The organism is Bradyrhizobium sp. (assembly GCF_052389815.1).
GTDB lineage: Bacteria > Pseudomonadota > Alphaproteobacteria > Rhizobiales > Xanthobacteraceae > Bradyrhizobium.
Window position 1 is genome coordinate 1 of record NZ_JBQTHN010000116.1, and the last position, 17,451, is coordinate 17,451.

Annotated in this window: 21 protein-coding genes, 1 pseudogene and 1 riboswitch; of the genes and pseudogenes, 11 read left to right on the forward strand and 11 right to left on the reverse strand. The window is 63.9% G+C overall.

The window, feature by feature from the left end:
- The 6 genes from ACT4OC_RS20130 to ACT4OC_RS20155 form a co-directional block, all read right to left on the reverse strand.
- Nucleotides 1-203, reverse strand: a 203-nt coding sequence (locus tag ACT4OC_RS20130; protein ID WP_444840789.1) for a dodecin family protein, incomplete at its 3' end; no start/stop codon positions are given.
- A gap of 191 nt (nt 204-394) precedes the next feature.
- Nucleotides 395-940, reverse strand: a complete 546-nt coding sequence (locus tag ACT4OC_RS20135) for a PRC-barrel domain-containing protein (RefSeq protein WP_444840790.1) — start codon at nt 938-940, stop codon at nt 395-397.
- 199 nt (nt 941-1,139) lie between these two features.
- Nucleotides 1,140-1,340, reverse strand: coding sequence for a hypothetical protein (locus tag ACT4OC_RS20140; RefSeq protein WP_444840791.1), 201 nt, complete (start codon nt 1,338-1,340; stop codon nt 1,140-1,142).
- Nucleotides 1,341-1,662: 322 nt separating this feature from the next.
- The gene (locus ACT4OC_RS20145) at nt 1,663-1,863 is read right to left on the reverse strand and encodes a hypothetical protein (RefSeq protein WP_444840792.1); all 201 of its coding nucleotides are present in this window, start codon (nt 1,861-1,863) and stop codon (nt 1,663-1,665) included.
- Nucleotides 1,860-3,014 carry a PepSY-associated TM helix domain-containing protein gene (locus ACT4OC_RS20150; protein WP_444840793.1) on the reverse strand — a complete coding sequence of 385 codons (1,155 nt, stop codon included), beginning with the start codon at nt 3,012-3,014 and terminating at the stop codon, nt 1,860-1,862. Before ACT4OC_RS20150 ends, ACT4OC_RS20145 begins: the two co-directional genes overlap by 4 nt.
- Nucleotides 3,011-5,332: a TonB-dependent siderophore receptor gene (locus tag ACT4OC_RS20155; RefSeq protein WP_444840794.1), complete on the reverse strand. Its 2,322-nt coding sequence runs from the start codon at nt 5,330-5,332 to the stop codon at nt 3,011-3,013. The genes ACT4OC_RS20150 and ACT4OC_RS20155 overlap by 4 nt, the downstream gene beginning before the upstream one ends.
- A gap of 444 nt (nt 5,333-5,776) precedes the next feature.
- On the opposite strand from ACT4OC_RS20155, the gene ACT4OC_RS20160 reads away from it, so the two are divergent.
- On the forward strand, nt 5,777-6,082 hold the full coding sequence (locus tag ACT4OC_RS20160) for a hypothetical protein (RefSeq protein WP_444840795.1): 306 nt from the start codon (nt 5,777-5,779) through the stop codon (nt 6,080-6,082).
- Nucleotides 6,083-6,519: 437 nt separating this feature from the next.
- Nucleotides 6,520-6,834 carry a hypothetical protein gene (locus tag ACT4OC_RS20165; RefSeq protein ID WP_444840796.1) on the forward strand — a complete coding sequence of 105 codons (315 nt, stop codon included), beginning with the start codon at nt 6,520-6,522 and terminating at the stop codon, nt 6,832-6,834.
- 12 nt (nt 6,835-6,846) lie between these two features.
- Here ACT4OC_RS20165 and ACT4OC_RS20170 read toward each other — a convergent pair whose 3' ends face one another.
- Nucleotides 6,847-8,334 carry a hypothetical protein gene (locus ACT4OC_RS20170; RefSeq protein ID WP_444840797.1) on the reverse strand — a complete coding sequence of 496 codons (1,488 nt, stop codon included), beginning with the start codon at nt 8,332-8,334 and terminating at the stop codon, nt 6,847-6,849.
- 230 nt (nt 8,335-8,564) lie between these two features.
- Nucleotides 8,565-8,674, forward strand: a riboswitch (TPP riboswitch).
- Here ACT4OC_RS20170 and ACT4OC_RS20175 point away from each other — a divergent pair.
- The 6 genes from ACT4OC_RS20175 (at nt 8,662) to ACT4OC_RS20200 (ending at nt 14,068) form a co-directional block, all read left to right on the forward strand.
- Nucleotides 8,662-9,675 (forward strand): FAD-dependent oxidoreductase, encoded by a 1,014-nt coding sequence (locus ACT4OC_RS20175; protein ID WP_444840798.1) that lies wholly within the window; start codon nt 8,662-8,664, stop codon nt 9,673-9,675. Its footprint overlaps the riboswitch before it by 13 nt.
- Nucleotides 9,666-9,863 (forward strand): sulfur carrier protein ThiS, encoded by a 198-nt coding sequence (gene thiS / locus ACT4OC_RS20180; RefSeq protein WP_444840799.1) that lies wholly within the window; start codon nt 9,666-9,668, stop codon nt 9,861-9,863. The genes ACT4OC_RS20175 and thiS overlap by 10 nt, the downstream gene beginning before the upstream one ends.
- A gap of 166 nt (nt 9,864-10,029) precedes the next feature.
- A complete protein-coding gene (locus tag ACT4OC_RS20185; RefSeq protein WP_444840800.1) occupies nt 10,030-10,812 on the forward strand; it encodes a thiazole synthase in 783 nt (260 codons plus the stop codon).
- Complete coding sequence (locus tag ACT4OC_RS20190) at nt 10,799-11,425, forward strand: thiamine phosphate synthase (RefSeq protein ID WP_444840801.1); 627 nt, start codon at nt 10,799-10,801, stop codon at nt 11,423-11,425. The genes ACT4OC_RS20185 and ACT4OC_RS20190 overlap by 14 nt, the downstream gene beginning before the upstream one ends.
- A gap of 288 nt (nt 11,426-11,713) precedes the next feature.
- Nucleotides 11,714-13,612: a phosphomethylpyrimidine synthase ThiC gene (thiC, locus tag ACT4OC_RS20195; RefSeq protein WP_444840802.1), complete on the forward strand. Its 1,899-nt coding sequence runs from the start codon at nt 11,714-11,716 to the stop codon at nt 13,610-13,612.
- A gap of 105 nt (nt 13,613-13,717) precedes the next feature.
- Entirely contained in the window at nt 13,718-14,068 is a 351-nt protein-coding gene (locus tag ACT4OC_RS20200) for a hypothetical protein (RefSeq protein ID WP_444840803.1), read from the forward strand.
- Nucleotides 14,069-14,182: 114 nt separating this feature from the next.
- Here ACT4OC_RS20200 and ACT4OC_RS20205 read toward each other — a convergent pair whose 3' ends face one another.
- Nucleotides 14,183-14,407, reverse strand: coding sequence for a DUF6429 family protein (locus ACT4OC_RS20205; protein ID WP_444840804.1), 225 nt, complete (start codon nt 14,405-14,407; stop codon nt 14,183-14,185).
- A gap of 104 nt (nt 14,408-14,511) precedes the next feature.
- Here ACT4OC_RS20205 and ACT4OC_RS20210 point away from each other — a divergent pair, with 104 nt between their 5' ends.
- The gene (locus tag ACT4OC_RS20210) at nt 14,512-14,775 is read left to right on the forward strand and encodes a hypothetical protein (RefSeq protein ID WP_444840805.1); all 264 of its coding nucleotides are present in this window, start codon (nt 14,512-14,514) and stop codon (nt 14,773-14,775) included.
- Between the two features lie 143 nt (nt 14,776-14,918).
- The gene (locus ACT4OC_RS20215) at nt 14,919-15,131 is read left to right on the forward strand and encodes a DUF2283 domain-containing protein (RefSeq protein ID WP_444840806.1); all 213 of its coding nucleotides are present in this window, start codon (nt 14,919-14,921) and stop codon (nt 15,129-15,131) included.
- Nucleotides 15,132-15,139: 8 nt separating this feature from the next.
- Here the strand turns inward: ACT4OC_RS20215 and ACT4OC_RS20220 are convergent.
- The 3 genes and pseudogenes from ACT4OC_RS20220 to ACT4OC_RS20230 all read right to left on the reverse strand — a co-directional run.
- Nucleotides 15,140-15,433: pseudogene (locus ACT4OC_RS20220) on the reverse strand (hypothetical protein); the annotation flags it as partial.
- Between the two features lie 54 nt (nt 15,434-15,487).
- Nucleotides 15,488-16,060 carry a hypothetical protein gene (locus tag ACT4OC_RS20225; protein ID WP_444840807.1) on the reverse strand — a complete coding sequence of 191 codons (573 nt, stop codon included), beginning with the start codon at nt 16,058-16,060 and terminating at the stop codon, nt 15,488-15,490.
- An 87-nt stretch (nt 16,061-16,147) separates the two neighbouring features.
- Nucleotides 16,148-16,582, reverse strand: a complete 435-nt coding sequence (locus ACT4OC_RS20230; RefSeq protein WP_444840808.1) for a hypothetical protein — start codon at nt 16,580-16,582, stop codon at nt 16,148-16,150.
- A 191-nt stretch (nt 16,583-16,773) separates the two neighbouring features.
- Here ACT4OC_RS20230 and ACT4OC_RS20235 point away from each other — a divergent pair, with 191 nt between their 5' ends.
- On the forward strand, nt 16,774-17,157 hold the full coding sequence (locus ACT4OC_RS20235; protein ID WP_444840809.1) for a RidA family protein: 384 nt from the start codon (nt 16,774-16,776) through the stop codon (nt 17,155-17,157).
- The last annotated feature ends 294 nt before the right edge of the window (nt 17,158-17,451 follow it).

Genomic DNA, 17,451 nt, shown 5'->3' on the forward strand with positions numbered 1-17,451 from the left:
AACTTGAACGAAACTTTCAGCTTGGCGCGGTAGGCTTCCACCCTGCCCTTGGCATCCAGCACAAGGTCGAGTTCGGCGACTTCGGCAACGCGCAGGTCGCGCAGCGTCTTGCTGGCCCGGTTGAGGGCGCCGGCCGCCGCCTTCTCCCAGGAATCCTTGCTGGTGCCGATCAGCTCGATCACCTTGTAGACGCTATCAGCCATAACCGTCCTCCCGATGTGATGGGGCAGGACGCAGGATGCTCCTGCCGCACTGCCAAGCCTAACATCAGCCAGAGGGTGCCGATAGGATGCGGCGCACCATCCGCTTGAGGGGACGCGGGGTCGCAAAAATAGCCGGACCGCGGTGCGGCCCGGCTATTTGCCGATCAGGCTTCAACCCGTGAGCGCTTGCCTCAGGTCGAATACTTGAACTGCGGCATCGCCTTCAACTCGTCCTTGGTGGCGTTGAAGACGGCGTGGTCCGGCCACCAGGGGTTCGGCTTCGGCGCAGTGGCCGCCGGCGCCGCGCCCGTGGTCGTGCCCGCGCCGCCAGCGCCGCCGGGCCGGGCCGGCGCGCCGGTGTTGGCAGCACCGGTGTAGGCGATCGGCTGATCCGAGAACTTCACCTTTTCGAACGGTATTGCGACCAGGTGCTCGCCGACGCCGAGGAAGCCGCCGACGCCGATCACGACGGCGACGATCTTGCCGTTCTTGTCGGTGAGCATGTCGTTGATCGAACCGACGCTCTCGTTCTTCTCGTTATAGACGCTCAGGCCCACCATCTTCGATGCGCGCCAGTTGCCCTGGAACGACGAAGTAGAGGCTGACGTGGACGCGGTGTCCGACTTGGCCGGCGGCGCCATCTTGCTCTCGCCGGGCGAAGTCGGCGATTGCGCAAACGCGATGGACGCGAGCAGAGCCGTACCGGCGACGCCGGCAATGGCATATTTGGCGATCATGGTGTGGTCTCCCTCACTTCAAGAACCGATGCGGGAGAACACGCCACTTCGACAACAGTTCCCGCGATTGCCTGGCGGAACAGGCGAGGTTGCGCTGCGCCGCACGCGGCACAGCGCAACACCGAACTACGGCGCAACGCAGAACTGGAGCGCAACGCCGAATGTAAGTTGGAAATCGAAACGGGTCGGAGCGATACCGTCAGGCCGCGAGCGGTTCCGCTTCCACCTGGCGCTCGTCGAAGATCGCAACCGCTTCGAACCGATAGTCGCAGGCGCGACAGGACCACAGGTAGGAGATGCGGCCTTGCCCTTGTTCCACCCAGTCAGGGGATGAAATCGGCTTGCCGCACTGGGCACACGGATTTCCACGGGGAAGATAGCCGAGATTTGCTCTGGCCATGGTGCGCACTCCCTCAGAACTTTTTTGATCGTGATGTCGGGTGATTAGACAGGAACAGAAGCTGTCGGCCGCACACGTTCTGTGTAACGGAAGCCACACTAGACCGACATTGCGTCATTTGCACGACTATACCGGTGGACAAGCATGCAATTCGTCGCTGCGCTGCAATTGACAGCGCAATCAATTTGATTCGTTTCGTCACTACATCGTGCATAACGCGCCTTGCGCGCTCCGCTCTGCGTGTGCATGCACAGCAACCACAGTCGGAAGCTGCCGCCGGGCATCCGCCGGAACTTTCACCGTCCCATTCCGGCACAGCCCATCATCGCGGCTTTCGCCACCACAGGAAGAACAGGCAAAGCAGGACAGGCACGGCGAGCGCCGCCCATGACGAGGCGTCCCACCAGCCGTCGCCGACAAGCGCGGCGACGAGGCCGAACGCGCTGACGATCGCCACCGCCAGGGGCGCGGCGAAGATCTGGCGGACATTGCGATGCGCGGTCTTCTTCATCGCCGCGGTCACGACGCCACCGCTTGCGCGGACGACTGCGCGATCGCCCGGTCGATGCTCACGCCTGACCGCCGACGCCGCAGCCACAGATAGAGGCCGGTGACCAGGATGACGATGGTGAGCACATCTAGCAGCGCCCAGAGAATCTTCAGCGGCATGCCGCCATAGTCGCCGAAATGCAGCGGCTGCGAGACGAACAGCGTCGTCACGTACCAAGGCATGTCGCGCGTGTCGGTGAGCTTGCCGGTCTCCGCATCGATCAGGGCCGGCTTCAACAGCCGCGACGTGAGCGGGGTATCGCCCTTCAGGAACACCGCATAGTGGCTCTTGCTGCTGAGGATGGTTCCGGGAAACGAAACGAAGCTCGGCGTCATGCCGGGCACGGCATGCTTTGCAACCTCGACCGCCGCATTGAGCGAGGTCAGGCTGGCCGGCACCGGTCGGTCGCGATACTGCGCGGTCATCTCCGCGAGCTGACCGTATTGCCACATCTTCACGACGAGATCGGCCCAGGTGTTGATCACGCCGGTGAAGCCCACCACCAGCGTCCAGGCGACCAGCAGGATGCCTGCGAGGTTGTGCACGTCGAGCCAGCGCACGATACGGGTACGGTCCGCACGGTAGGTGCCGAAGCTGAGCTTTCGCATCGACGGCGCATAGACGACGATTCCCGAGACGATGGCGACGCACATCAGGATGCCCATCAGGCCGAGGAAGAGCTTTCCGGGAAGGCCTGCGAACATGTCGGTGTGCAGCTTCAGCATGATGTAGGTGAAGCGGCCGGTAACGTCGGGCGAATCGAGATAGGCCCCGGTGTGAGTGTCCATCCTGACAAGAAGATTCTTCGAAGGGTCTGACGTGATCGACGGCCCGACGCTGACGAACATCGCATTGGGATCGTCGCGATCCCAGATCAGGAAGTGCGGCACCTGCCCCGGCTTCTGCGCCAACGCATTGGCGAGCAGCCGGTCGAGATCGGCCGGCGGCGTTCCCGGCGGCACGTCGGCCGGCTTCACCTGGCTGTGCAGGACCTCGTCGATCTCTTCATGAAAGATCAGCGGCAACCCCGTGACGCACAGCAGCAGCATGAACAGCGTGCAAATGAGGCTCGTCCACTTGTGGACGAAGCCCCATCGTCGAAGTGATCGGGTCGCCGCCGTCACCGCCGCCCTTCCTGGTTCCAGCTGTATTTCAAGGTGCCGAGCACGGTGCGCGCATTGCCGAGGCCGCAGTAGGGCAGGCCCGTGAGGCACGAGGCGACGTAGAACTTGTCGGTGAGATTGGTGACGTTGACCTGCGCCTTCCAGCCCTTCCAGTCGGGGCGCATGTAGCCGAAATCATAACTGATGGCGGCGTCCAGCAGCGTGTAGGAGGGAATGACGAGAGTGTTGAAGTCATCGCCGTAGGTTTCGCCGACATACCGGACGCCGGCACCGAGGCCGAGGCCGGCGAGCGGACCGGCATACCAGGTATACTTGCCCCACAGCGAGGCCTGATCCTGCGCGGTGTTCTTCAGGTACTTGCCGGCGTAACCCGCGATGCTGGTCGTGATGCGCGGATCGAGATGGCTGTAGCCGCCGACGATCTCGAACTCGCGCGTCAGGTTGCCTCGCACCTCGAGCTCCAGCCCCTTCACCCGCACCGCGTCGGTCTGCACCTGGAAGAACGGGTTGATCGGGCTCGTGGTCAGGATGTCCTCTTGCCGGATGTCGAACAGCGCCGCGGTGACCATGAAGTTCGCGCCGTTCGGCTTGAACTTGACGCCGATCTCGGCGCCCTCGCCCGTCGTCGGCTTGAAGGACTGGCCGGAGAGATCGGCGCCGAGATTGGGCGTGAAGGACGTGGCGTAGCTGACATAGGGCGACAGTCCGACGTCGAAGAGATAGTTGAGGCCGACGCGGCCGGTCTGCGCGGAATCGTTGCGGTTGTAGGTGCCGGCCGGCGGGTAGAACGCCTTGCTGGTGAAGTCGGAGCTGGCCCAATCCTGCCGGCCGCTCAAGGTGAGGGTCCAGCGGTCGAGCTTGACCTGGTCCTGCAGATAAACGCCGGCCTGGGACAGCTTGTCGTCGCGCAGGATGAATGGCGGGAGCGAGGCAAAGGACGGAACGGGCGTGCCGTATACGGGCGCATAGGCGTCGATCGACGCGATGCCGGCCGAGCGGTAATCGGTGTTGGCCCAAAGATCGAAATAGTCGACGCCGAACAGAACCTTGTGCGTCAGCGGGCCGGTCGCGAAGTCGGCCTGTAACTGATTGTCCAGCGCGATGTTCGCCGCATTCGCCTTCACGTAATTATAGGTGCGTGTGACGAGGCGGTTGGGATTCACGGGATCCATGCCTTCGGTGCGCACGGACGCGAGATCGTTGCTGACCTCGGTGTAGCGCAGGTTCTGGCGGAATTGCAGATTGTTGCTGAAGCGATGCTCGAAGGCGTAGCCGACCGCGAACTGCTCGAGGTGATAGCCGTCGGTGGCGGGCTCGCCGAGATAGCGGCTGTAGGGAATGTGCCCGTTCGGATTCGGCAGGAACGACACCTGACCGGGGACGTATTGCTGATAGCCCTTGTTGTCGACCTTCTGGTAGTGCGACAGAATCGTGAAGGTGGTGTCGATGGTCGGCCGCCACGTGAAACTCGGCGCGATGAACAGCTTGTTGTCCTCAACGAAGTCGGTCTGGCTGTTGCTGTCGCGGCCGAGGCCGACGATGCGGTAGAGGAACTCGCCCCTCGGATCGATCGGTCCGCCGATGTCGAAGGCGCCCTGGAAGCGCTCGAACGATCCGAACGAGCCGACGAATTCGTATTGCGGCGTGGCCGTCGGCCGCTTGCTGACGAGGTTGAGCAGGCCGCCTGGATCGGACTGGCCGTACAGTCCAGATGACGGTCCCTTGAGCACCTCGATCCGTTCCAGCCCGTAGGTCTCGATGCGCGGGATCGCGAAGGTCGTGTTGTCCGCCGGCAGCCGCAAGCCGTCGAGGTAGCGCGGCGCATCGAACCCCCTGAGCTTGAACGCGTCGAAGAAGGCATTGGCGCCGAAGCTCTGGATAGTGACGCCGGGCGTGTAGCGCAGCGCCTCCGTGATGTTCTGCGCGCCCTGGTCGACGATCTGATCCTTCGGCACGATCGAGATCGACTGCGGCGTGGTGAGAACCGGCGTATCGGTCTTGGTCGCGGTCGCGCTCTGGTTGGCGAGATAGCCAACCACTGGCCCGTTGGCGCGCTCGATGCCGGCTGCACCGGAAGTCCGGGACGGCGCCGCTTCCTGCGATTGATCCCGCCGCGCCGCGGCCCGGCGCGCACCCGTGGTCGCCCGCGTTGCCCGTCGCGCCGGCTGCGCGCGTTGCACCGTCTGCTCCTTGGGAGGATCGACCGATACCGGCGGCAACTGCGTTTGCGCGTGCGCGCCGCTGCCTGCCGTCATGGCTAGCACGAGCAGGCTCGCGCCTGCGATGTAGCCCCACTTCACCCCGCGATGACAAAACATACGACGCCCCGTTTCGTTCGGCCTGTTCGGCCGCTGTTGTTATGGCGTCCATATCACGCAGCATCGCGCTGACATCGTCGACGCGATTAGAAACGCTAAAGGATGATCATGATCTATTCCGCTGTTGCTGTTGAGCTACGAATTCGCGCGGTTCCCGCAACTCTCACGCGTTATTCGCAAAACGATTCCAGTCTGGAACGCTTCCAGAAGAAATCCCGTCTCGCAAAGCACGCGTACGAGTCTTCACATCGATGCAAGTTTTTGCTGGCGATCGATGAAATCGGTCATCGGGCTTGGAGCGATTCAAGTTCAACACGGCAAGCAATGCCTTGAGGGACGCCTCCGATGAACGTATCTGCTTCTTGAAGTGCCATTGGCGGCCGACAGGCCCGTGCCCTCATGCCATGCTGGCCGTGGCGAGTGCCGTGCGATACGCGAGGGACCATGCCTCTTGACCCGGATCATGAAGCCGCGCGCGCGGCGTTGTATCAATCGATCATGGCAGCCTTCTGCAAGGTATTGCACGAGAGCTGCCTGCCGCCCATGACTGTCATGGATCTCGCCGCTACAGCTGTCGGTTCGATCTACCAGGACGTCGCCGGTCACCATCGCTGCGATCCCCTCTGCGGGTGCGGCTGGCAACCCGATCCGGCTTCCGACATCGAGGCACTGCAGACAGCCCTGGCCCGCGCAGCGAGATCGGCTCCACTCCCCGACCTGCGGTTCCTCCAAGCCGCAGGCCGCGCGTGAGGGTGCAATGCGAAGTAACGCAACTTTACTTCACGACCCCAGAACATTCGACGCCCCGCTTCTTCGATCTTTGCGATCTGTTTGACGGCGTCCTTATCACGCGAGTTCCGGCGCGCATCGCTGCGCGCGTTAGAACCGCTACAACTCGACGAACAACTCCACTGCTGTTGCGTGCGCGCTACGAAACGCTGCGCGCGATGCGCTGACTGACGCAAAATTGCGCACGGATTTCTAGAACAGGTCCAGTCTGGAGTTCTTCCAAATCGTCTTCGTTGTTGCGCGCGTTTCCTGCGCATAAGAAATTCTCGGCAGAGAACGATCGGGGCGCGGCGCAATGAACTCGATACTGAACGGACATGGCGGTTGCGCAAGCGGCATCACGACGAGCGAACGCAGCGTGCGCGAAGCATTCGACCCCGGCTGTTTCGGAACCCTGATTGTCCGCGATGCTTGCTGACTGGACGGACGAGATCGTTCGCTGGGCCCGGCGCAACGCGATCATCTGGGAGCTCTGGCTGTTCGGCGAGGGTGACGGGATTGCCGACCCGGTGACCGTCGGCGTCGTGCTCGCGCCCGCCAATGGCGATCATTCGAGGGCGCTCGGGGATTTTTCGCTGCTGGATGCGAAATGGCGCGGCGAGCTCAAGGCCATCACCCGCCGCCAGGTCAGGCTGGAGCCGATGGTGCCCGGCTATCCCGGCGACCGCACCATTCGATCGGCCGGGACGTGCCTGTGGAAAAGGCCGCGGTAGATCGCTGGCAACCTACTTCTTCGCAGACACCGCCGGCTCAACCGTGCGCACCGCACCGGCCTTGCGCAGGTGGATCGTCGCGATGTCGTCGGAATAGACCTTCTGCCAGCCGTCGACGCGGTCGAGCAGTTTGGTCGCCGCGCTCTGCGTGCGCAGCAGCGTCGCCTCGATGTCGTATTGCGCGAGCAGGCGGAACAGATTGTCCGGCTGCATCAGGCCGGAGGCGGCGTTGTGATCGACGAAGAATTTTTCGCCATAGAGCTCGGTGCGCCCGTCGATGAACGGCGCCACGCCGCTCGCGATCAGATAGCCGCCGAAATCGTAGTCGTTGAACACGCGCGAGAGCTTGAGCTTCTTCAGCTCGGTCACCGCAGTGACCGGCGAAGTGCGCATATGCGGCTCGAAGCGATGCACCGCGGTCCAGGCGATCGTTCCCGCCACCAGCACCGCGGCAACGCCGGCGACCGAGGCGCCGCGGAACGGCGAGGCTGTTGCGGCCGTAACTTCGTTGCCACCGATCTGCCGCGCCAGCGGCGCAGCCAGCAAGAGCGGCCCGATCAGCGCCAGGATCTCCGCCGCGCGTCCCTGCGCCAGCGACATGTGCACGAGGCCGAGTAGCAGCACGATCCGCATCAACGGCAGGCGGATGCCGTGATGGAGCGCGAGCCCCATGCCGAGCAGCAGGCAGACCTCGAACGCGCCGAGCGAGCCGAAATCCATCGGCCGCCATTCCATGATCAGCGGCAGCGCCGCGCCGAGCGACAGGATTTTTTGCGACGCCAGCAGCGCGTGCCAGCCATAGGGCGTGACGCAGCTGGCCGCGAGCGCAGCGAGGCCGAAGGCGAACCAGCGCAGGAACAGTTTCCTGCGCACGCTCGCATCCGCATTCCACACCGCATCGAGCGCGAGGCCGCCGACGAGAAGCAGGCCGAACACGAAGCCGCCATGCAGGTTGGCCCACAGCGTCATCAGCGGCAGCAGCCACCACGACGGCGCCGCGCGCCGGTCGGCGGCGGCGATCAATCCCGCCGCCCACGCCACCAGCACCGGCAGCGCCAGCACATGCGGCCGCGCCAAGAGATGCGGCACGGTGAGCGCCAGCGCTGCGGCAACGCAGACCAGCGTCGCGCTGTCGGAGAGGCGGCGGCTGACGAAGCGCGCCAGCAGCATGAAGGTCAGAGCGATCGCGCCCGCTGCCAGCACCACCGGCCCGGCCCAGCCGGCGACCGCATAGGTCGCGGCGTACATCACCTGCGCCAGCCACTGCGTCGAGATCCAGGGCTGGCCGCGCATGGTGAAGGAATAGACGTCGACCGTCGGCACCGCGTGGTGATCTGATATCCATTGCCCGACCGTGACCTGCCACAGCGTATCCGGATCGATCAGCAGGCGATCGCCCGCGAGCACGAACAGCGCGTAGACGGCGGCGCCCACCCAGACCGGCAGCAGGGTGCGCAGCGCGGGCGCGGCATGGTCGGCGTGGACGGTGGTGACGCTCATGGGCTTGTTCCGGGATTTCCGGCCGGATCGAACCATGCCGGCGCATAATGCTTGGTAAAGCCGCGGGGTTAAGCCATCCGTGCGCCGCAATAATCATGGTGCGCAAAGCGTTAACCGAAGCGGCCGTGCCGCACCTTGCCGGCAGGCGGGTTCCGCACATCAGGTCCGCATTTGGACGGTGCAAACGGGCCAAAGCCGCGTTGACACGGCCCCTCACGCGCCTACATTAGAGCCGTTCCGAGGGGTGCTCCGAAGGCGGAGCTGAGATACCGCAATCCGCGGTGACCCTTTGAACCTGATCCGGGTCATGCCGGCGAAGGGACAGGGATGTACCAGAACACCAAGCCGAGGGGGGATTCCCCCGTCACCATCATCGGCGCCGGCATTGCCGGCGCATGGCAAGCCTTGCTGTTTGCCCAAGCCGGCCACGCCGTCACCCTGCACGAGCGCAGTGACGCCACGATGACCGAAGCGACCAGCCACTGGGCCGGCGGCATGCTGGCGCCGTGGTGCGAGGCGGAGACCGCCGAGCCGGTGATCGGCCGGCTCGGCCTGCACTCGCTGAAACTGTGGCGCCAGCATTTTCCCGACACGGAGTTCAACGGCTCGCTGGTGGTGGCGCATGCGCGCGACCGCAGCGATTTCGAGCGCTTCGCGCGGCTGACCTCGGAATATCGAAGGCTGGACGCGGCTGCGATCGACGAGCTCGAGCCGTCGCTGGACGGCCGCTTCCGCGAAGGTCTGTTCTATCCCGACGAGGGCCATGTCGAGCCGCGCCGCGTGCTGCCGGAATTGCATGCCCGCATCGTCAAGGCCGGCGGCACCGTCAAGTTCGACAGCGACGTCGACATCGATGCCCTCGAAGGCATCGTGATCGATTGCCGCGGCCTTGCCGCCCGCGACACCGAGCCGGAGCTGCGCGGCGTCAAGGGCGAGATGATCGTGATCGAGACCGACGAGGTGGAGCTGAAGCGCCCCGTGCGGCTGATCCATCCGCGCTGGCCGCTCTACGTGATCCCGCGCGGCGACAACCGCTTCATGCTGGGCGCGACCTCGATCGAGGCCGAGCATTGGGGCGTCAGCGTGCGCTCGGCGCTGGAGCTTCTGGGCGCGGCCTATGCCGTGCATCCGGCCTTTGCCGAGGCGCGCATCCTCGAATTCGGCTCCGGCTTACGCCCGGCCTATCCCGACAACCTGCCGCGCATCACCGTCGACAAGAAGCGCATCTCGGTGAACGGCCTCTATCGCCACGGCTTCCTGCTGGCGCCGGCACTGGCCGAGCTGACGCTCTCCTATGTCGAGCGCGGCGCGCTCGACAACGAGGTGATGCGATGCAGGTGATCGTCAACGGCGAGCGCCGCGAGGTGAGCGCCTCGCATGTCGACGCGCTGCTGGTCGAGCTCGACTACGAGGGCACGCATTTCGCGATCGCGCTGAATTACGACGTGGTGCCGAAAAGCCGCTGGGCCGAGACGAGGCTTAAGGCCGGCGACGAGATCGAGATCATCACGCCGCGGCAGGGAGGGTGAGGTGAGGAGCATGACGCGCGCCGCACACTCCGCTGTCGTCCCGGCGAACGCCGGGACCCATAACCACAGCAGTGCGTGGTTGCGGAAGGTATCTACCAGACTGCCCCAAGAGAGATCACGCGGTATGGGTCCCGGCTTTCGCCGGGACGACCAGGGATAAAGACTGATGGTCAACTTCTACGGCAAAACCTTCGCCTCCCGCCTTCTCATCGGCACGGCGCTGTATCCCTCGCCGGCGATCATGCAAGGCGCGATCCGCGCGTCGGGCGCGAACATCGTCACGGTGTCGCTGCGCCGCGAGGCCGCCGGCGGCAAGACCGGCGATGCGTTCTGGTCGCTGATCCGCGAGCTCGATGTGACGGTGCTGCCGAACACCGCCGGCTGCCGCAGCGTGCGCGAGGCGGTGACCACGGCTAAGCTCGCGCGCGAATTGTTCGGCACGAGCTGGATCAAGCTCGAAGTCATCGCCGACAACGACACGCTGCAACCCGACGTGGTGGGCCTGGTCGAAGCCGCTGACATCCTGATCAAGGACGGCTTTGAAGTGTTCCCCTATTGCACGGAAGATCTTTCCGTCGCCACGCGCCTCGTGGACGCCGGGTGCAAGGTCGTGATGCCCTGGGCTGCGCCCATCGGCTCGGCCCGCGGCATCATCAATCGCGATGCGCTGAAACTGCTGCGCGACCGCCTGCCTGACATCACGCTGGTGGTCGACGCCGGCCTCGGCGCGCCCTCGCATGCCGCCGAAGCGCTCGAGCTCGGCTATGACGCGGTGCTGCTCAACACCGCGATCGCCAAGGCCGCCGACCCCGTCGCGATGGCGAAGGCCTTTCGATCCGGCGTCGAGGCCGGCCGCACGGCCTATGAGGCGGGCCTGATGCAGGCCCGCGACTTCGCCTCTCCCTCCACCCCTGTGATCGGGACTCCGTTCTGGCATGCCGTATCCTGATCGTCACACGTATCCTGATCGCTTCTATCCCGTCGTCGACAGCGTCGCCTGGGTCGCGCGCCTGGCGCTACTCGGCGTCGGCACCATCCAGCTGCGCGCCAAGAATCTGGACGACGGCGAGGCGCTGCAGATCGTCACCGACGCGCTGGAGGCGATCAAGGGCACGGCCGCGAAACTCGTGGTCAACGACTACTGGCGCGCGGCGATCGTCGCCGGCGCGCAGCATCTGCATCTCGGCCAGGAAGACCTTGCCGGCGCCGATCTCGCCGAAATCCGCAAGGCACGCCTCACACTCGGCATCTCCACCCATGACGATGCCGAGCTCGCCACCGCGCTTGCGGCAAAGCCCGATTATGTCGCGCTCGGACCGATTTTTCCGACCACGCTGAAGTCGATGCGCTTCGCCCCGCAGGGCATTGCGAAAATCACCGAGTGGAAAAAGCGCATCGGCAACATCCCGCTGGTCGCCATCGGCGGCATCAAGTTCGAGCAGTCAGCCGAGATCTTCGCCGCCGGCGCCGATTCCATCGCGGTGGTCTCCGACGTCACCCAGCACGCCGACCCCGACGCGCGGGTGCGGCAGTGGCTGGGCCAAAGCGCGGAGGCGGCGTGATGGCGCACTCTTTCCCCGTCATTGCGAGCGGAGCGAAGCAATCCATGCCGCCACAAGTGGAAGCATGGATTGCTTCGTCGCTATCGCTCCTCGCAATGACGACTACTGTTACTGCCGTCATTCCGGGGCTCGCGAAGCGAGAACCCGGAATCTCGCTCAACAATCTCGAGGTTCCGGATCGGCCGGCTGCGCCGCCCGTTCGGAACGACGCCCAACAACACCATGCTCTAGCGCCCGGATCGACCCACTCCCCATCCGGAACGACTACGAAATAAAACGGAGGCTTCCATGAACATCCGCTCCAATCCGGCCAAGACCCTTCCCGCCGTCACCACCGGCCCCCTCGCCTCCTCGCGCAAGATCTTCGCGACGCCCGAAGCCGCGCCTGACTTGCGCGTGCCCTTGCGCGAGATCATCCTGTCGGGAGGCGCGGGCGAGCCCAATCTTCCCGTCTACGACACCTCCGGCCCCTACACCGACCCGACCGTCACCATCGACGTCAACGCCGGCCTGCCGCGGCATCGCGCGGCCTGGGTCAGGGAGCGCGGCGGCGTCGAAGAATATGACGGCCGCGTCGTCAAGCCGGAAGACAACGGCAACCTCTCCGCCGACAAGGCCGCGAAAGCGTTCTCCGCGCATCACAAGCCGCTACGCGGCCTTGACGGCCACAAGATCACCCAGCTCGAATTCGCCCGCGCCGGCATCATCACGAAAGAGATGATCTACGTCGCCGAGCGCGAAAACCTCGGCCGCAAGCAACAGCTGGAACGCGCCGAAGCCGCCCTCGCCGACGGCGAAAGCTTCGACGCCGCGGTCCCCGCCTTCATCACGCCGGAGTTCGTTCGCTCCGAGATCGCCCGCGGCCGCGCCATCATCCCCTCCAACATCAACCACGCCGAACTGGAGCCGATGATCATCGGCCGCAACTTCCTCACCAAGATCAACGCCAATATCGGCAACTCCGCCGTGACCTCGTCGGTCGAGGAGGAAGTCGACAAGATGGTGTGGGCGATCCGCTGGGGCGCCGACACCGTGATGGACCTCTCGACGGGGCGCAACATCCACACCACCCGCGAATGGATCCTGCGCAACTCGCCGGTGCCGATCGGCACCGTGCCGATCTACCAGGCGCTGGAGAAGGTCAACGGCGATCCCGTCAAGCTCGACTGGGAGGTCTACAAGGACACGCTGATCGAGCAGTGCGAGCAGGGCGTCGACTATTTCACCATCCACGCCGGCGTGCGCCTGCCCTACATCCACCTCACCGCCAACCGCGTCACCGGCATCGTCTCGCGCGGCGGCTCGATCATGGCCAAGTGGTGCCTGGCGCATCACAAGGAGAGCTTCCTCTACACCCGCTTCGACGAGATCTGCGATCTCATGCGCAAGTATGACGTCTCGTTCTCGCTCGGCGACGGCCTGCGCCCGGGCTCGATTGCCGATGCCAACGATCGCGCGCAATTCGCGGAGCTGGAGACGCTCGGCGAATTGACCAAGATCGCGTGGGACAAGGGCTGCCAGGTCATGATCGAGGGCCCCGGCCATGTGCCGATGCACAAGATCAAGATCAACATGGACAAGCAGCTCAAGGAGTGTGGCGAGGCGCCGTTCTACACCTTGGGGCCGCTGACCACCGACATCGCGCCGGGCTACGACCACATCACGTCAGGCATTGGCGCCGCCATGATCGGCTGGTTCGGCTGCGCAATGCTCTGTTACGTCACACCGAAGGAGCATCTGGGTCTCCCCGACCGCAACGACGTCAAGACCGGCGTCATCACCTACAAGATCGCGGCGCACGCCTCCGATCTCGCCAAGGGCCACCCCGCCGCCCAACTGCGCGACGACGCACTGTCCCGCGCCCGCTTCGACTTCCGCTGGACCGACCAGTTCAACCTCGGCCTCGATCCGGACACCGCGAAAAACTTCCACGACGAGACCCTGCCGAAGGAAGCCCACAAGGTCGCCCATTTCTGCTCGATGTGCGGCCCGAAATTCTGCTCGATGAAGATCACGCAAGACGTGCGCGACTACGCGGCGACGCTGAACGATCCGGCGGCGGTGGGGATGTCGATGGCCGGCACCATCGAGGATGGAATGGCCGCGATGAGCGCGAAGTTCAAGGAGATGGGGAGCAGCGTGTATCTGGATGCGGACAAGGTGAAGGAGAGTAACAGGGTGCTCTGACTCCTGCCCTATCTGCGCATGTAAAAAGCCGGGCGAAAGCCCGGCTTTTTTGTTAATACTTTAGATTGTACGTTTATTGCCGCGACTATTATACACGGAGTTAGAATGAAACGGATTCTTGCCGTCGCCTTCGCGACACTCTCTGTGGGAGAAACCGCTCACGCCTACACTCGCGAGCAGATCGATGTGCTCAACTTTGTGAGCATAGCGGAATATGCCGGGCGAGGCGACAACTGCCCCTTCAAGCTCATCGAAAGCAACGTACACGACGAATTGCGCGCGGCAGGCTTCACGCAGAAGGATTTCGATAGCAGCGAGTATGGTGAGCTGCGAATGAAGTCACTGGTGCCTGTGATCCAAACATACAAGATCAACCCGTCCGCGGCATGCACGGCGGCATGGTCGATGTTTGGACCCAATGGCGGGTACAAACGCCAGATGCTGGAAGCTAAGTAGTACGTAGGATGGGTTGAGCCCTTCGCGAAACCCATCACTCTTTTCGCGTGACCATGATGGGTTTCGCTGTCGCTCTACCCATCCTACGCAGCGTCGCGCGCCGCACGACCGGCGTCACTTCTTGAACATCGTCTCGAACAGCGTCTTCGCGCGCTCCAGTCCTTCCGGCGTGAAGACTACCGATTTCACCTTGCCGACGGGATCGTGGATCATGCCTTTCTCGTGCAGACGGCCGAGCACGCCCCAATCCATGCCTTTCCAGGCCCTCCATTCATCGTGCAGTGTCAGATAGAGCAGCGCCAGCGCTGCGTCGTCGATCTTGTCGGTGTCGAGGGCCATCGCCAGCCTCCTGATGCCTGACAGCGCGCCATCTTACGAACGGCGTCGCCGATTGCAATCGTGCCCAATCGACGAATCCCCGCCGCTGCTATTAGCCTTGCTCCATGCCCATCATCCGCGACACGCTGGATATCGATCTGGGCACCGGCGAAGATCGCCGGCGATTGGACGCTTTCCGGCACACGCGCGCAGCCGTTCCGCTCAATGAAGTGAAAGCCTGGGTCGCAAGCTGGGGTTCGGCAAACGAAATGCCGCGGCCCACGCCGCGCCGATTGCGGGCCGTCATTGCGAGGAGCGATAGCGACGAAGCAATCCAGCTTTCGTCGTGCGTTCGGAAAAGCTGGATTGCTTCGCTGCGCTCGCAATGACGTTGAAAGACCGGGCGCTCCGCCCCATCACCTCATCGATCGTTCTTCAAGTGCCTGCCGGGCAGGCGCATCATGCTAAGGGTCGTGACTCCGGTCGACGATCCGGAGTACATTATCACCGCCTACTTCGACAGGAAGAAGCCATGCGCGTCAGGATAGACCAGAGCGCCGATGCCGTTTATCTCAATCTGAGCGACGGCGCGGTATCGGAAAGCGAAGAAGTTGCCGACGGTATTGTCGTGGACTACGACACCGACGGACGCGTGGTAGGCATCGAGATACTCGATGCCTCGAAGCGGGCCGGCAATCCCGAGACCCTGAAGACTTACAGTTTTGAGCTTCCGGGCGTTGCCTGACCGCCCCCTCACCGCATCGTAATCGCCAGCCCGCTCAGATCCGCATTCGCCATCAGCCCGACCTGATGCCCCGTCAGCTCCAGCACCGCGCCCTTCTGGTTGGTCAGCACGATGGCCCGTGCGCCGCGGCCGAGCGCGAGCCCTGCACCGGCGGCGCCGTGGACGCCGGCGACGTCGCTGGCGCGCCAGATGTTGCTGACGTGGCCGCGCAGCACGGTTTTGGAGCCGCCGGACACCAGGCCGTAGTCGAGGCCGCCGGTCGAGAGGCGATAGCTGCGGCCGCGGAATTGCAGCACGCCCGAGGTCGCGCCCGCGGACTACAGCAGCAGGCGGTAGCGAGCGTAACTCACCCAGCCTTAGAGCAATCTTCCAAACCAATCGAGATTCCGTGAAGCCGGCGCCATTCGTTCTCCATAGATGTTCTCGTACTTCACCTGGATGGACAGCTTCGAAACGAGTTGCCGAACGAGATGGCGCGAGGAAAGGAAGCGGTCGTCCTGCACGTCTCCCTCCAGCAAAATGAGCGTAAGATGATCGTTTGCCGAAATTGCCCGGTCGGTGATGTCCCCAACAAAGGTAGTCCATTGGTAGTCGAAAGGCAGGTCAGTCATGAAATCGATAATTGATCCCTTGGTTTCTCCGTTTTCTTGATTGCGCACGGTTACCTTCTTCACGATCATCGGTCCGATGCCGTCGTTGCGAATTCGTACGAAGAGCTGGTTTTCATAGTCACCGACGCTGATATGACCGATCGGGTGTACGCTCTTCCGGTTGTGCCGCCTTTGCATGACGGAATTTGCGATCGTGGCAAGCAAAGCGAGAAACGAGACAATGAGTGCGGCAATAGCCGTCCACGCCGTGACGAGCTTTTCGTGGGTCGACAGGAACGACGCAAATTCACCGATCAGGGACGTCGTAAATTCCCACATGCGAATCTTTCCAACGCCAGCAAGGCCGGATCAGCGCAGCATAGTCCGCCTTCTGGCTTCGAACACTACCCCCTGCGAGGGGATCCCTCACCTCATCGTAATGGCCAGCCCGCTCAGATCCGCATTCGCCATCAGCCCGACCTGGTGCCCGGTCAGCTCCAGCACCGCGCCCTTCTGGTTGGTCAGCACGATCGCGCGCGCGCCGCGGCCGAGCGCGAGGCCGGCGCCGGCGGCGCCGTAGACGCCGGCGACGTCGCTGGCGCGGATGATGTTGCTGACGCGGCCGCGCAGCACGGTCTTGGAGCCGCCGAACACGAGGCCATAGTCGAGGCCGCCGGTCGAGAGGCCATAGGTGCGGCCGCGGAATTGCAGCACGCCCGAGCCGCCGCTGCCGCCGATGATCCAGCCGGCCTTGTAGATCGTCAGCGTGACGAAGCCTTCGTCGGCGCGGGCGGACGAGGCGCCGGTGAAGGTAACGGCGAACGCAAGCAACGCGGCACAGAGGGCTGAATAAATCTTCATGGGAGCGGTCTCCGGGGATGCTTTTGGGTGCGCCGCGGCGCATGTCGAATCACGGGGCGAATCTACCCCAGGGGCAGGCTGCAAAGAAATGCGTGGCCGTCGCGGCGGTTTGAAGGCGGAAACGCAAATCCGCGGTGGCAAGGCCGGCGGAGCGGGCTAAGCTCGCGGGCACGCTCGCAACGGAGGCGCCCATGGCCATCAAGCATTTCCCCGCCCCTTCCGGCATCAAGGCACCGCCGCTGTCGTTTGCGGCGCGCGCGGGCGACCTGTTGTTCATTTCGGGCATTCCGGGCTTCGATGCCCAAGGCAATTTACCCGACGGCTTCGAGGCGCAGTTCGCCAACGTCGTCGTCAACATCAAGCGCATCCTCGATGAGGCCGGCGCCACCATGCGCGACCTCGTCAAGGTCAACGTGCTGCTGACCCGCGCGGCCGATGTCGCTGTCATGAACGAGCTCTATGCGTCGGCCTTTGGACCTGCACCCTATCCGGCCCGCACCACCTGCGTCGTGGTGGCGCTGCCCAACCCGACGATGCTGATCGAGATCGAGGCCGTAGCGGAATTCAAGGCGTAGGGTGGCCCTCTCTCAGTTCGTCATTCCGGGGCACGCGAAGCGTGAACCCGGAATCTCGAGGTTCCGGGTTCGGCTCTTCGAGCGGCCCCGGAACGACGTACATATCGGGGTCCCAAAAATCCGAAAACACCCCTTGACATCTTACGCAAATCGGAATTATATCCGACCCAGCCCGTGCCACCGTGAGGGACGTTTCGCGATCGTCACGAAACGTGGTGCGGGTTGCGATGGGCCGCTTGCTGCGTCAGGTGCTTGCACCGGGCGAAACGCTAGCTGCGGACGGTGAAATCGTGT

Bases quoted from the DNA above. Each gene is read 5' to 3' on its own strand.
- ACT4OC_RS20170 (WP_444840797.1), bottom strand. From the start codon at position 8,334: ATGAGCGTCACCACCGTCCACGCCGACCATGCCGCGCCCGCGCTGCGC.
- ACT4OC_RS20235 (WP_444840809.1), top strand. From the start codon at position 16,774: ATGGCCATCAAGCATTTCCCCGCCCCTTCCGGCATCAAGGCACCGCCG.
- ACT4OC_RS20210 (WP_444840805.1), top strand. From the start codon at position 14,512: ATGCCCATCATCCGCGACACGCTGGATATCGATCTGGGCACCGGCGAA.
- ACT4OC_RS20140 (WP_444840791.1), bottom strand. From the start codon at position 1,340: ATGGCCAGAGCAAATCTCGGCTATCTTCCCCGTGGAAATCCGTGTGCC.
- thiS (WP_444840799.1), top strand. From the start codon at position 9,666: ATGCAGGTGATCGTCAACGGCGAGCGCCGCGAGGTGAGCGCCTCGCAT.
- ACT4OC_RS20205 (WP_444840804.1), bottom strand. From the start codon at position 14,407: ATGGCCCTCGACACCGACAAGATCGACGACGCAGCGCTGGCGCTGCTC.
- ACT4OC_RS20200 (WP_444840803.1), top strand. From the start codon at position 13,718: ATGAAACGGATTCTTGCCGTCGCCTTCGCGACACTCTCTGTGGGAGAA.
- ACT4OC_RS20215 (WP_444840806.1), top strand. From the start codon at position 14,919: ATGCGCGTCAGGATAGACCAGAGCGCCGATGCCGTTTATCTCAATCTG.
- ACT4OC_RS20160 (WP_444840795.1), top strand. From the start codon at position 5,777: ATGCCTCTTGACCCGGATCATGAAGCCGCGCGCGCGGCGTTGTATCAA.
- ACT4OC_RS20135 (WP_444840790.1), bottom strand. From the start codon at position 940: ATGATCGCCAAATATGCCATTGCCGGCGTCGCCGGTACGGCTCTGCTC.
- ACT4OC_RS20225 (WP_444840807.1), bottom strand. From the start codon at position 16,060: ATGTGGGAATTTACGACGTCCCTGATCGGTGAATTTGCGTCGTTCCTG.
- ACT4OC_RS20185 (WP_444840800.1), top strand. From the start codon at position 10,030: ATGGTCAACTTCTACGGCAAAACCTTCGCCTCCCGCCTTCTCATCGGC.
- thiC (WP_444840802.1), top strand. From the start codon at position 11,714: ATGAACATCCGCTCCAATCCGGCCAAGACCCTTCCCGCCGTCACCACC.
- ACT4OC_RS20155 (WP_444840794.1), bottom strand. From the start codon at position 5,332: ATGTTTTGTCATCGCGGGGTGAAGTGGGGCTACATCGCAGGCGCGAGC.
- ACT4OC_RS20190 (WP_444840801.1), top strand. From the start codon at position 10,799: ATGCCGTATCCTGATCGTCACACGTATCCTGATCGCTTCTATCCCGTC.
- ACT4OC_RS20230 (WP_444840808.1), bottom strand. From the start codon at position 16,582: ATGAAGATTTATTCAGCCCTCTGTGCCGCGTTGCTTGCGTTCGCCGTT.
- ACT4OC_RS20175 (WP_444840798.1), top strand. From the start codon at position 8,662: ATGTACCAGAACACCAAGCCGAGGGGGGATTCCCCCGTCACCATCATC.